Genomic DNA, 13,567 nt, shown 5'->3' with positions numbered 1-13,567 from the left:
AAAAAACAATAGCAAAAAATGAAAAAATTAATTTATAAAATAGCAGTTTTTGTTTTAGTTGCTGGAAGTTTAACTTCTTGCGATGAAAAACTAGAGCAGGTTCCTTTTGACGAATTTGGAACTGAAAATGCCTATGCAAGTGCAAGAGATTTTGAAAATGCCGTTAGAGGTATCTACTCAACACTTACTACTGGATCTTTTTACGGAGGAAGTGATGCAGGTGGTATGTTAGACATGCCAGATGTACTTTCTGATAACGTTACTTTAGCACAGATTGGACGTCAATCTAGAGCGAATAACCACAACTTTAGATATGAAGCAGCGGCTCCAGCAATGTCTGGCCTTTACTTCAACGCTTATACCTTAATCTTTAGAGCTAACACTTTATTAGATAAGGCTGCAGGTTTTGAAGGTGAAAGTAAAGCTAACTTCGTTGCGGAAGCAAAGGCTTTAAGAGCTCTTGCCTACTTTGACCTAGTAAGATTCTTCGGAAAAATACCAACTCAATCAGGTGATGCTAATGGAAGCTTAGGTGTTCCTTATATTACTGAACCAGAACCAAACGCAACTCCAGCACGTGAAACTGTAGGATTTGTATACAACCAGATTGTAGCAGATTTAGAAGAAGCTGCAGCAAACATCAATGATACCAACGGTGAAGGCCGTATGGGTAAAGATGCAGTTAACACACTTCTTTCTAGAGTTTACTTATATATGGGTAAATGGCAAGAATCTGTTAACGCTGCAAACAGAGTAACTGCTTCAGTAGCTCCTAGAGCAGATGTTCCTGGAGTATGGACAGACGAAAACGAAAGTGGTTTATTATTCCACATTCCAATCGAGCCACCAGTACTTTCTAATACAATTGGTGTAATGTGGAGCCAAGGAGGTTTAAACTCTATTACTCCTGAATACGTAGTTTCTTACGAATTCTTCCAAAAGTTTAGCGACGACGATATCCGTAAAGAAGCTTACCTTGCAGAAGGATCTAAAAGCGGAAGTAACTTTAACGTAATCTATAAGTACTTTGGAAGACCAGGTGGAACTCAAGGACAAGTAGATATCAAAATCTTAAGAGCTGAAGAAGCTGTTTTAAACAAAGCAGAAGCTTTATTTAACTTAGGACAAGAAGGACCAGCAAGAACTGCTTTGGATTTAGTAAGAACTAAGCGCTACACAACTCCTCCAAGTGGAGAAACAGGTACTGCTCTTAGAGATGCTATCCGTTTAGAGCGTAGATTAGAATTTGCTTTCGAATCTCATAGATTCTTCGATCTTAAGCGTTGGGGTCTTGGTGTAGACCGTGAAAGTTTTGGTGATTTAGCTGATGGTTCAGGAACTCCATCTGATGTACTTAACTTAGCTGCTGGAAGCAACAAATTCCAAATGCCAATAGCACAAGGTGCAATGGACTTAAATCCAAACTTAATTCAGAATCCTGGTTACTAATTTTTAAATACCAATACAAATGAAAAATATTAAAACAATAATCGCATTTTTATTTACAGCGGTACTATTAGTATCTTGTGAAACTTATGAGGATTACGAATCTGATGCTACTGTTGTAGGTTTTACTAAACAATCAACCAACATTAACAGAGTACCAGAAGGTGGAACTAAAGAAGGTACAGTAACATTGTACGTATCTGATGTTTCTAACGCAGACAGAACTTTTACATTAGTAGATCTTCCTGCTGACGAATTCCCAACTGCAACAGATAACTACGAATACCCAAGTTCAGTTACTATTCCAGCTGGAGTAAGAGAAGTTGAAGTTACTGTTACAGCAATTGACAACTCAATTTCACCAGACGACAGAACTTTCTTTATCCTTGCTGTACAAGCAGGTGAAGGATATGTTGCTGGAGGTCAAGTACTAATTGGTCTTAAAAACTAAGAACAAATAGGTTAGTACAAACCTTGAATTATATTAAACACCCTTTGGAAATTCCAAAGGGTGTTTTTTTATATATAGCTCTAAACATATCAACTATGGCAAACAAGTGTTTTGAATTTAAAAACACAAGTATTAGTTTGTCAGTTAATTTATCTAATTTTACCAAAAGCTAAAAAAATAATACTAAGAACTCAATGAGCGATAAGAACAACACTATATTCGGTATATATCCAGTTAAAGAAGCGTTATCATCTAATGTAATTTTTGATAAAGTATTTATTCAAAAAGGTATTGATAGCGATAAAATTGAAGGGTTAATAAAAGATCTTGAAAAGGCGAATGTTACAATAAATATAGTGCCTTTTGAAAAGTTGAATAGATTAACTCGTGGTAATCATCAAGGGATTGTAGCGGTAACATCTCCTGTCGCATTTCACAGTTTAGAAAGTGTTGTGGAGAAAACATTGGAAAGCAATAAGACTCCCCTATTTCTAATCTTAGATCAAATAACCGACGTAAGAAATTTTGGAGCAATTCTACGTACTGCAGAATGTACAGGTGTAGACGCCGTTATAATTCAAAAATCAGGAGGTGCACCCGTTTCTGGAGATACCGTAAAAACTTCAGCTGGAGCAATATTTAAAATTCCTATTTGTAAAGTAGATCATATTAAAGATGCTATATTTTATTTACAGGGCTCTGGTATTTCTACAATAGCTGCTACGGAAAAAACCGATTCCGAAGTTTATAGTTTAGATTTAAAAAAGCCATTAGCCATTGTAATGGGCTCTGAAGGAAAAGGAGTTTCTAAATCTGTGTTAACCCTAGTAGACGAACGCGCTTCCCTCCCACTACTTGGAGAGATTAATTCCTTAAACGTTTCCGTAGCTTGTGGAGCATTTTTGTATGAAGTGGTGCGTCAAAGACTATAAGAAAACATCCTTATCTATGGATGCTTATTAGCTTTCCTAATACGATTATAAACACAAATCATCAAGCTATGTTTAATGAAAATTAAGGTGTTCGTTACAATTTTGCTTTAAATACAAATAGTTTTAGTGTTCACTTGATATATTCTCGTCACTAATGCTATCCGAATTCTTTTTAAACGTATAAACAATTTTAACCCGTTTAGTAATTTGCTCAGCGGGTTTTTCATTTTCTATAGTATCGTTTATATCTTCCTTCGGCAGTTCTATAAAGTTTCCATTTTCATCAAATTGTTTTAAAAATGGATCGTCATCGGGATTATAATCCTCTTTTTCCCATTCGTATTTTTTATTCTGAATAGGATTTGTTTTAAAAATAAAGGAAAATACAAGACCTACTAAAAAGCCAGAAAGATGTCCTTCCCAAGAGATTTCAGGATTAACTGGAAATACATACCACAACAAACCACCATATAGAAAAACTACAGCTAGAGCTAAAGCAGTAAGCTGAAATTGTTTAGAGAAAATTCCTTTAAAGAATAAGAAAGCAGCTAACATATAAACTACCCCACTCGCTCCTATATGTAGCGATTCTCTCCCTATTACCCAAGTAGCAATACCAGTCAATAAAAGCCCAAATATTAAAACCTTCCATCGGATATTTCTATAGAAGTAAAACAAAGCTGAAGAAAGAACAAACAAAGGAATTGAATTATTAAAAAGATGCTTTAAACTGCCGTGAATAAACGGACTAAATATGATGCCTCTTAGGCCCTCAATATTTCTTGGATATACACCAAATTTATTAAAGTTTACCCCAAAGCGAGATTCAAACCAAAATACAATCCATATCGACATTACAAACAGTAATGGATAACCAAAAACATCGGGCGTAAATTTTAATTGATTAGCGTTTTCCATAATTAAGAAGTAAGTTACAAAAAACAATCCCAAAATTAATTTATGATATAATGTCAGTGAATCCGATAGTATAAAATTGTAATTTTGAAGTCTATGAACGCACCACTTGCAGAACGAATACGCCCCACTACTCTTGAAGGATATTTAAGCCAACAACACTTAGTTGGTCCAAAGGGATCCTTAACTTCACAATTAAGCACAGGAATGATTCCATCGATGCTTTTTTGGGGTCCTCCAGGAACTGGAAAAACTACCTTAGCCAATATTATTGCCAATTATACAGATAGGCCTTTCTATACATTAAGCGCTATAGACAGTGGTGTAGCTGCAGTCCGTGAAGTAATTGAAAAAGCAAAAAAAAGCGACAATCTATTTTCTACAAAAAATCCAATTCTCTTTATCGATGAGATTCATCGATTTAGCAAGTCGCAGCAAGATTCACTGTTAGGCGCCGTAGAAAAAGGATGGATAACACTAATTGGTGCTACAACAGAAAATCCAAGTTTTGAAGTTATTCCTGCATTATTGTCTAGATGTCAGGTTTACATTTTAGAGTCATTTAGTCGTGAAGACATGGAAGCGCTTCTTAAAAGAGCTTTAAAAGAAGATGAAATCTTGTCTAAGAAAAATATAAAGCTAAAGGAAACTGAAGCTTTAATAAGACTCTCTGGAGGAGATGCTCGAAAACTATTAAACATTTTAGAGCTTGTAGTTTTATCAGAAAACACCGAGAAGATTACAATTACCAACGATTTGGTTATGCAAAAGGCACAGAAAAACACTGTGCTTTACGACAAAACTGGCGAGCAGCATTACGATATTATTTCGGCGTTTATAAAATCAATTAGAGGAAGCGACCCTAATGCAGCAGTTTATTGGTTAGCAAGAATGATTGAAGGCGGAGAAGACATAAAATTTATTGCCAGAAGGATGGTAATTTTAGCATCCGAAGATATTGGTTTGGCAAACCCAAACGCATTACTACTTGCAAACAGTACTTTTCAAGCAGTTAATTTAATTGGCTATCCTGAAGCTCGAATTATTTTAAGTCAATGTGCCATCTATCTAGCTACCTCAGCAAAGAGCAACGCATCATATAAAGCCATAGGCGAGGCTCAGAGTTTGGTTAGGCAAACTGGCGACTTATCTGTACCATTATCCATTAGAAACGCTCCAACAAAGCTTATGAAGCAATTAGGCTATGGCAAGGAATATGAATATGCACACAATTATGAAGGCAATTTTGTGCCCCACGAGTTTTTACCTGAAGAAATAAAAGGCACTACCTTTTATAAACCTGGAAATAATGCAAAAGAAAACTTGCTTAAAACGTATTTAAAACATCTTTGGAAGGACAAATACGACTTTTAATTTTGAAGTTTATAAACTTTTAAATAAGCTCCATCGTTGATTTTAAGATCACCAGATGCATCAAAGGCTGCCTTTCCGGTTACACCTGAAGTATCGGTATATTCTAAATGATTATTGTTTATAACTAAAGTACCTCTTAAAAGTAGTCCATCGCTAGCTTTATTAGATTCTTCATAAAGTGAAAAGCCTTTATCAGTTTTACGTAGCAAGAACGTTTTCCCTAAATAAGAATAGTTTGAAAACTTAGCTTCTGGGATGTAAATCTCTTTTGTAGTATTTGTATTTTCCTTAACTGTAGATGATATTACCTCTTCTACTTGTGTTTTTTTTATAGAAGCAACTTCACTATTAACTGTAGAGTTTTCACTCAAAAGAACTACATCTTTTTGCTTAACGCGAAGCGAATTAAAACTATTAAATGCTTTTCTTAATGCATCTTGATATGCTTTGTCGTATTGTTTAAACTTAGTTCTCCCTTCATGAGTTCTAAAAACCTCTTCCCCATTACAATCTCTCAAAACTACTTGGAGTTTAATGCCAATAATGCTATTAAGCTTTTCCACATCAGCAAAAAGACCATCGCAACGATTTGCATTTGGAGCAAGATTTGCCATATATGCATTAAATCCATTTTTTTCTAAATAGAATTCTGTCATAGAATTCAATTTATACATATCCTTTCCGTTTAAAAAATCGAATTGCTCTGGCACTATTACGTAACTGTAATCACTCAATGTTTTGTTCTGAGAATAAACTGTAACACTTAAAAATAATGCCGCTAAAAAAAATAATATTCTTGTCATTAATCGTCGATAATAATGTTGAAACCTAGCTGTAAAGATACACTTTTTGCTTTTGCCAAATTACCGTATTTAAGAAGGTTGTCGGCAGCCACATAAAAATTTACCGACCCAACATCAGCAGAAACTCCTAAACCTACATTTGAAAAAGAATAAGAATCTACAGTATAAGTAGCTTTTGCTGAAATAAACTCGTTTAGTCTTCTTTTGTAATAGAGCGTTCCCGCCAATTGTTGCCCTTTAGGTCGAAAAATAGAATAAAATTGAACTCCTACATTTTGTTTGTGTAAAACACCTTTATCCATATTCATACAATCGCAATCGTCTGAAGCAAAAAATCTTCCAAAACCAAAACTCAAGCCTGCATTAATTTTTACAGGTCTAAACTGAGTGTATTTATTGTGAAGTGTATCGATTGGAATTTCACGTTCAAATTCATCCTCAATATCATCGTAATAAGGATAGGTAGATTCACCATCACTTAATGCTGGAAAGATTAAATTAATTCCGTCGAGTGTATAATTTCCGTGTGCACGATAATTCTCTACATCTTTTCTATGAAAAATCGCCCCTACATCCAAGGCGCTAGCCGTAAGTACAAAAGCGTCGTTAATCTCATAAGTAAAGCCCAAATCTACTCCTACCCCAATATTTCCACCAAATAAGGCTCTACCTAAAACTTCTTTAATAACTTCATTAGGACCATCAAGCTCTCGTAAGGAAGCATAACCAGAAGTTTCAACACTTACATCGGCATTTTCTATGGTATGCTCATAAATATTTTCCGAGTTTTCATCACCAAGTCGTGTAACAAAGGTTCCAGTATTATTTACACTTCGATAACTAAACATACTCGAATAGAGCTTTAATCTAGCACCAACAGTAAGCTTTTCATTAATCTTTTTATTCATTCCAAAATGATAAACCGTCATAAAATCGCCAGTAGTGCTAACTTCACCTAAATCAAATTTATAGTCTAAATAATCACTGTTGCCTTCCCAAGCCAATATTGCTAAATCTTTAGGGAAGTAACTTATAAAATCGAATTCTTGATAGATTCCTGCAGAAAAAAATATTTCATTCTTTGCTCTCCACCCAAAATTTATCAACTCTAATTGCTGAGTAGCAGTAAAGAAATCGGTATTCTTCATTTCAAATATCTTTTTTGTGATTCTATCATTAATATTATCATTGCCATTATTGAAAATATCATAAACCGAAACTCCTGAAGAACCACCGTTAATATGAATTTGGGACAACAACGGAATACCATAATGTTTTTTGTGAATTACTTTACTTCCAGGGTTTAACATTAGAGATTGTGGGGTATCATCAAAACCATAGAGTATTTGCTTATTTTGAGAAATAGCCAATACTCCTACTAGGAAAAACATTACAGTCAAAAAATTTCGCATAGTATTAATATTCCAAAAAGTATGTGGTTTTGGATTTCATATTAAGCGTTCCTTGTAGGTTTTCGTTGGAAGATGGAATAGTTACTGAAACAACAACCTTATTAGCTAATGTAAGTTGCGATATAGCTTCGCCTTCAACAATATGTGTGAATTCAGTAATTACAGGCGTTGAAACTTCTCCTTGCTCTACGGCAGTACCAGTTTCATAGGTAATAATGTTTTCTTCACTTAAAAACTCAAAGTCAACTTGAAAACTTCGCGGAATAGAATTTGTAAATTTGAAATAAAAATCAGCGCGTTTTAAACTCTCTTGTAAAGTGCTATCGTCCAGAAATTTAATTTCGGTTGTATCCCGCAATGTTAGAATGGGTGTACCATTAATTGTATCATAAAAATCGCTTGCCTGTAAATTGAAATAAATTAAATCCAATTCCATTATTGGAGATAATGAAATATCTTCAGCTTGATCGAAATCGGTATCTCTAACGCACGCTGTAAAAAAAAGGCATAAAAAAAGAGTGGAAATCGATATTGCTAGCGTTCTTATCATAAGTTTCTATAGGTTACTTATGCATAACGCCTTAAAAATTAAATTATTACTAGAGATAGTCCTTAATTTCAGATAGTTCCTTAACGGCAATAAAAGGTTTTTTCACTGCTTCATTTCGGTAGTTATAAAACAATGTGTGCATCCCTGCATTTTGAGCTCCTAGAATATCGGCTTCAAAACTATCTCCAATCATTATGCTTTTGTCGGGAGTAACAGAAGCTTTTTCCATGGCGGTATAAAAAACAGTTGGATGTGGCTTTTTTAATCCAACTTCTTCCGATGTAGTTATAGTTGCGAAGTATTTTTTTAAACCGCTATTATCTATTTTTTTACGTTGAACCTCTTCAAAACCATTGGTTATAATATGAAGTCTATATTTTTCTGAAAGATAATCTAAGGTTTCAAAGGTATTGCTAAACAAGTAATTGTCTCCAGGCAGCTCGTCTATATAACTATTAGCGAGTGAATCTATTAAATCTATAGTATAATCGAATGCTAATACATCAAATGTTTTTGACAATCTACCTCTTCTAAGTTCTTGTTTTGTTACGCGTTCTTCACGAAACATTCTCCAATATTCAAGATTAATTGGTTCGTAAACCTTTAAAAAATCGGAAAGTGGAATGTCTATTTCATGCTTCCTAAAAACGCGTTGGAATGCCAATCCAGAGTTTTTATCGAAATCCCAAAGTGTGTGGTCGAGGTCAAAAAATACATCCGTTATTTTCTTATTGAGCATATTCCTGTAGTTTTTCTGAAAATATTTTCCTCCATACCTTTTGATTATCTAAGGCAGAAAAGTCTTTGTTAGAGAAAGTCATTGTAAAAGTTCCATTAACGTCATCAACCGCTTTAAGCATTGTAGATACTGTTTTATCAATATCTGAAGCGTATTTCTTGTTAAATGCCAATGTAGTCATTGCTGACGGATGAATAATTAACGGAGTTTTAATTTCATAATCCAAATCATAAAAAAGAAAAGGGGTGCAAGTCCCTGCTCTAAACCCAACAGTGTCACGAAAAACCATAGTGAAATCTCGTTTTACTTCAAGTTCTACTAAGTATCTATATAAATCAGGAAGATTTACAAGATACTCCGAATTCATCGAACTAGTAAGTGAGCGATTTGTAATTTCTTGCATCCTTCTTTTTTCATCTTTCAACATTTCATAATTACCCAACGCATTGAACGAAAACATTAAACCCACCTCCTTATAGTCTGAAACATATTTTATAAGCATCTTAAACTTTTGCCGATGCGTGTTCATACTTTCGTTAAAAGACAAAGCGTCTCCTAGCATAAAAAAAACTGTAAGTTTAAAATTACTTCTCGTAGATTTATTCACCATCCACTTAAAAGTATCTAAAGGATCTCGCTTAAACCCTAAAATTACTTGGGTTCGTAAAATGATATCTCTAAATTTTGCTCGAAAAAAGCTATCCAGATACCCCACAACTGTTCGGAATAAACCTTTTTGTTTATAGGCAAATGTTTGTGATGCTTCAATTACAGGGTGAATAACAATTTTCTTTTCGGGGAACTCCATTTTTGGAAAAGCCTCCAAAAGTTGTTCTTTAAATTTATATGCCCAGATATCGACAATTGGTTGTTGCAAAAAACCTTCTTTATACGCCAAACTTTCCGAGGCCATGAAACGTCCCAATTCATCTTTTACATGCGGAAGATATTCTTCATAGCGAGTAATCATATAAAAACTAGCCGAAAAAATATCAAAGGGTAAAGAACTAATGTTTGAGACTGCAAAAAACCCAAAAGTATCATCCCATTTTTTAACCGTAATATCGGTAGCTTCAATCCCTTGTTGTTCTAATAGTCCGTGACTTTGGAAAAAAAGCTCATTCCCCATTGGTTTTTTCCCATATGAAATTTTAGGGCCTTGATGTGCAATAAATTCTTCAATACCTGAAGTAAACGAAATATCGATACCTAATATCCGCAAACATATATGCTTGAATATATAGGAAATTCTAGGAGTAACTTTTTGAGTGTAGATTAACAACATAGAGCGTTAAAGCATATTTTCATCGGCAAAGCTAAAATACGCTTTTTCAGTAATTATAAGGTGATCTAGCACCTTAATGTCTAAGCTTTCTCCTGCAACTTTAAGTTTTTTTGTTAATTGTATATCTGCGTGACTTGGTTTTAAAGTACCCGAAGGGTGATTATGAGCCATAATTATTCCTACAGCTCCTATTTGCAGTGCTTCCTTGAAAGCTAAACGAATATCAACCACAGTACCTGTAATACCACCCTTACTCAATTGAACGCTTTTTATTATTTTGTTTGAATTATTTAAGTAAAGAATCCAAAACTCCTCGTGAGGAAGCTCCCCGATTATTGGTTGAACATACTCAAAAACTGATCTACTTGAAGTAATCTTTTTTCTTTCTAATGCTTCACCTGTTCTTCTTCGTCTGCCTAATTCCATTGCAGCAGTAATTGAAACCGCTTTTGCCTCACCTATACCTTTAAACTCCATTAAATCGGATATTGAAAGCCTTCCTAATTCACTTAAATTATTATTTACCGAAGCAAGTATTCGCTGACTTAAAGACACAGCACTTTCGTTTCGGCTACCCGATCCAATTAATATTGCAATAAGCTCTGCATCGCTCAGTGCAATTCTACCTTTCAACAACAACTTCTCACGAGGGCGATCGTCTTCGTTCCAGTTTTTTATAGAAAATGAATGGTTTTCCTCCATAATACTGTATTTAACACCTTAAATATAGTAATGAAAAATGAGAAATCGAAAACAAAAACAACCATAACAAATTGAATATCAATACATAAAACCATACTTGTAAAGTTAGGTATTGAAATAAATTTTGATAAGGATTTTATTAATGAAGACTCTAAATATAATTCTCACTTTACACTAGCTACGGTCTCACTCAGTAGATTTTCAGTGGTATTGGTACTATAATCTACTAAGCTTTAATCATTTGAAATAAGAACGATATATCACTTCTTAACATACATCAATGCACAGTAGAATTATGCGACGTAATTTTGTCTCAAATAAAATCGTTTAACATAAAAAAATATATAAAGATGAAAACAAACTGGAAATTAGACCCGACTCACTCTGAAATCGAATTCAAAGTAAAACACATGATGATCTCAACTGTAACTGGAAGTTTTAGAGAATTTGAGGCTACTGCAGAAACAGAAGATGATTCATTTAAAAATGCAGAATTCGCTTTTAATGCAAAAGTTGATTCAATTAGCACTAAAAATGAAGATAGAGACACGCATTTAAAGTCGGATGATTTTTTCAATGCTGAGCAATTCCCACAACTTACATTTAAATCTAAGTCATTTGACGGCGATAAAATGGTTGGTGACCTAACTATTAGAGATATAACAAAAGAAATCACTCTTGACGTAGACTTTAATGGTATAGCTGAAGACCCATACGGACAAACTAAGGCTGGATTAGAGGCTACAGGAACAATAAACCGTAAGGACTTCAACTTAAGCTGGAGTGCAGTTACTGAAGCAGGTAATATTGTAGTGAGTGATAAAGTAAAATTAATCGCTAACCTTCAGTTTATCAAACAATAATAAAAACACTTTAGTTTTTATCCTAAAGGTCGGTAGATTAATGCTTCAAAATCGATTATTCGATCTGAAACTTTCTACCGACCTTTATTTATTTAATTTAAAACCTCGAAATAATGAAAACAAAAACAGTAGAATTTATAGCTAGCCCAAGAGAGCCGCATTTTGTTGGCGATGGTTTTCGCGTACATAATTTTATTCCTAGCGGTTTTCGTTTAGACATGCATCGGATGAATCCATTTATAATGTTGGATTACAATTCACCTTATAATTTCCCTCCGTCCGATAAACCAAGAGGTGTTGGTGTGCATCCACATAAAGGCTTTGAAACTGTAACTATAGCGTATAAAGGTAAAGTTGCACATCACGATAGCAGTGGCGGTGGTGGTGTAATTGGGGAAGGAGATGTACAGTGGATGACCGCAGCTAATGGAGTATTACACAAAGAATATCACGAAGAAGAATGGAGTAAAAAAGGTGGTGAATTTCAGATGGTACAACTATGGGTGAATCTACCTGCAAAGGACAAAAAAGCTAACCCAAAATACCAAGCGATAAAAAACCAAGATATTGCGCGTTATAATTTGCCAAATGACGCAGGAGTAATTGAAGTAATTGCAGGTGAATACAAAGACAAAAAAGGTTCTGCATCTACTTTTACACCAGTTCATTTATTCAATGCAAGACTGAAAAAAGGGGGAAAAGCAGATTTTAACTTTCCATCACATTACAACACTGCTTTGCTAGTATTAGAAGGTAATATAATAGTAAATGGAGAAGAAAAAACACCAACAAATCATTTTGCATTAATGGCAAATGACGGAGAAAACTTCGAAATTGAAGCTACAGATGATGCATTAGTATTAGTTTTAAGTGGCGAACCAATAAACGAACCTATTGCAGCACAAGGTCCGTTTGTAATGAATACTAGAGAAGAATTAATTCAAGCTTTCAACGACTTTAACCTTGGTAAGTTTGGATATTTAGAAGACTAGTTTAATCTTAATTTTCTAAAAATAAATATTTTTAAAAAACCTAAAGACTAAAAAAAATGAAAGCAGCTATAATAGAAAAATTAGGAGAAACCCCTAAGTACAAGGATTTTCAAAATCCACAAATAGAAAGTGACGAGCAATTATTATTGGAAGTAAAAGCGGCAGCTGTAAAAAATCTGGACAAAATTCGAGCTAGCGGTAAACACTACGCTAGTCATAAAGAAATGCCTGCTATAGTTGGAATGGATGGCGTTGGGTTTCTAGAAGATGGCACTCGAATTTATGCACAAGGTATAACTGGGATGATTGCTGAAAAAGCTTTAATCAATAAAAACAGTTATACATTAATTCCTGAAAACCTCGACTTTAATACAGCAGCGGCATTGCCAAATGCTGTATTGGGAGGTGCTATGGCGCTAAAAGTTAGAGGAGAAATCAAGCCTGGATATACTGTGCTTATAAATGGCGCTACAGGGGTAACTGGACAATTAGCAGTTCAACTTGCTAAGTATTACGGAGCAAAAACCATCATTTCTACAGGACGAAATCCTGAGAATTTAGAAAAAACAAAGAGCTTAGGAGCTGATAAAACCGTAAGCCTAAAGCAAGAGGATTCAGCCTTTATTGCCGAAATTCAAAATATCCATAAAGAAACTCCTATCGATTTAGTTATTGATTATCTATGGGGAAAGCCAATAGAATTAATAATTACTGCTTTGAAAGGTGGTGGACTTAATAATTTCACCCACAATACGCGAATTGTAACTGTTGGTTCGATGGCGGGAGAAAATATAAATTTAGCTTCAGGTATTTTAAGAAGTTCCGCTATTGAAATTTTAGGGTCAGGATTTGGAAGCCTTTCAAAAACAGATTTAGAAGGTTTTCATAAAGAAGTTCTTCCAGAAATGTTCCAGTTAGCTGCAGATGGCAAGCTAAAAATTGAATTGGTTGAAGGTGACATTAAAGACGTAGAGCGTTTATGGGAACAGAAAATAGATTCAGGAAAACGCCTAGTAATTTCAATTAACCAATAGTTCTAAAGTATTAATTATATGTTATAATTCGCTAACCATCCTGTAATTGCCACAACAAAAAGCAAGAAA

General features: G+C 34.3%; 14 protein-coding genes. 7 read left to right on the top strand and 7 right to left on the bottom strand.

Annotated elements, in window-relative coordinates:
• The first annotated feature begins 18 nt into the window (after nucleotides 1-18).
• The 3 genes from G3A46_RS04275 to rlmB all read left to right on the top strand — a co-directional run bounded on the left by G3A46_RS04275 (nucleotide 19) and on the right by rlmB (nucleotide 2,829).
• A complete protein-coding gene (locus tag G3A46_RS04275) occupies nucleotides 19-1,449 on the top strand; it encodes a RagB/SusD family nutrient uptake outer membrane protein (RefSeq protein WP_165146651.1) in 1,431 nt (476 codons plus the stop codon).
• Nucleotides 1,450-1,468: 19 nt separating this feature from the next.
• Nucleotides 1,469-1,897 carry a hypothetical protein gene (locus tag G3A46_RS04270; RefSeq protein WP_165146649.1) on the top strand — a complete coding sequence of 143 codons (429 nt, stop codon included), beginning with the start codon at nucleotides 1,469-1,471 and terminating at the stop codon, nucleotides 1,895-1,897.
• Between the two features lie 194 nt (nucleotides 1,898-2,091).
• Nucleotides 2,092-2,829, top strand: a complete 738-nt coding sequence (gene rlmB / locus G3A46_RS04265) for a 23S rRNA (guanosine(2251)-2'-O)-methyltransferase RlmB (RefSeq protein WP_165146647.1) — start codon at nucleotides 2,092-2,094, stop codon at nucleotides 2,827-2,829.
• Nucleotides 2,830-2,952: 123 nt separating this feature from the next.
• On the opposite strand, the gene G3A46_RS04260 is transcribed toward rlmB, so the two are convergent.
• On the bottom strand, nucleotides 2,953-3,747 hold the full coding sequence (locus G3A46_RS04260) for a rhomboid family intramembrane serine protease (protein WP_165146645.1): 795 nt from the start codon (nucleotides 3,745-3,747) through the stop codon (nucleotides 2,953-2,955).
• A gap of 93 nt (nucleotides 3,748-3,840) precedes the next feature.
• Between G3A46_RS04260 and G3A46_RS04255 the strand changes: the two genes are divergently transcribed.
• Nucleotides 3,841-5,118, top strand: coding sequence for a replication-associated recombination protein A (locus tag G3A46_RS04255; protein WP_165146643.1), 1,278 nt, complete (start codon nucleotides 3,841-3,843; stop codon nucleotides 5,116-5,118).
• Here G3A46_RS04255 and G3A46_RS04250 read toward each other — a convergent pair.
• From G3A46_RS04250 to radC, 6 genes are all read right to left on the bottom strand, one after another.
• Entirely contained in the window at nucleotides 5,115-5,921 is an 807-nt protein-coding gene (locus G3A46_RS04250) for a hypothetical protein (RefSeq protein ID WP_165146641.1), read from the bottom strand. The two genes, G3A46_RS04255 and G3A46_RS04250, sit on opposite strands and share 4 nt — an antisense overlap.
• Entirely contained in the window at nucleotides 5,921-7,333 is a 1,413-nt protein-coding gene (locus tag G3A46_RS04245) for a DUF5723 family protein (protein ID WP_165146639.1), read from the bottom strand. Before G3A46_RS04245 ends, G3A46_RS04250 begins: the two co-directional genes overlap by 1 nt.
• A gap of 4 nt (nucleotides 7,334-7,337) precedes the next feature.
• Nucleotides 7,338-7,883, bottom strand: coding sequence for a hypothetical protein (locus G3A46_RS04240; RefSeq protein WP_165146637.1), 546 nt, complete (start codon nucleotides 7,881-7,883; stop codon nucleotides 7,338-7,340).
• Between the two features lie 49 nt (nucleotides 7,884-7,932).
• Nucleotides 7,933-8,622 (bottom strand): YjjG family noncanonical pyrimidine nucleotidase, encoded by a 690-nt coding sequence (locus G3A46_RS04235; RefSeq protein ID WP_165146634.1) that lies wholly within the window; start codon nucleotides 8,620-8,622, stop codon nucleotides 7,933-7,935.
• Nucleotides 8,612-9,844: a hypothetical protein gene (locus tag G3A46_RS04230; protein ID WP_241836857.1), complete on the bottom strand. Its 1,233-nt coding sequence runs from the start codon at nucleotides 9,842-9,844 to the stop codon at nucleotides 8,612-8,614. The genes G3A46_RS04235 and G3A46_RS04230 overlap by 11 nt, the downstream gene beginning before the upstream one ends.
• Before the next feature lie 69 nt (nucleotides 9,845-9,913).
• Nucleotides 9,914-10,609 carry a DNA repair protein RadC gene (radC, locus tag G3A46_RS04225; protein WP_165146628.1) on the bottom strand — a complete coding sequence of 232 codons (696 nt, stop codon included), beginning with the start codon at nucleotides 10,607-10,609 and terminating at the stop codon, nucleotides 9,914-9,916.
• A 350-nt stretch (nucleotides 10,610-10,959) separates the two neighbouring features.
• Here radC and G3A46_RS04220 point away from each other — a divergent pair, with 350 nt between their 5' ends.
• The 3 genes from G3A46_RS04220 (at nucleotide 10,960) to G3A46_RS04210 (ending at nucleotide 13,498) form a co-directional block, all read left to right on the top strand.
• Complete coding sequence (locus G3A46_RS04220) at nucleotides 10,960-11,472, top strand: YceI family protein (protein WP_165146625.1); 513 nt, start codon at nucleotides 10,960-10,962, stop codon at nucleotides 11,470-11,472.
• A 113-nt stretch (nucleotides 11,473-11,585) separates the two neighbouring features.
• On the top strand, nucleotides 11,586-12,464 hold the full coding sequence (locus G3A46_RS04215) for a pirin family protein (protein WP_165146622.1): 879 nt from the start codon (nucleotides 11,586-11,588) through the stop codon (nucleotides 12,462-12,464).
• Nucleotides 12,465-12,520: 56 nt separating this feature from the next.
• The gene (locus tag G3A46_RS04210; protein ID WP_165146619.1) at nucleotides 12,521-13,498 is read left to right on the top strand and encodes a zinc-binding alcohol dehydrogenase family protein; all 978 of its coding nucleotides are present in this window, start codon (nucleotides 12,521-12,523) and stop codon (nucleotides 13,496-13,498) included.
• Nucleotides 13,499-13,567 lie beyond the last annotated feature (69 nt).

This window comes from Aequorivita sp. KMM 9714 (assembly GCF_011065475.1).
Classification (GTDB): domain Bacteria; phylum Bacteroidota; class Bacteroidia; order Flavobacteriales; family Flavobacteriaceae; genus Aequorivita; species Aequorivita sinensis.
Note: the sequence above shows the minus strand (reverse complement) of the source record. Positions and strands in the feature narration are given on the sequence as shown.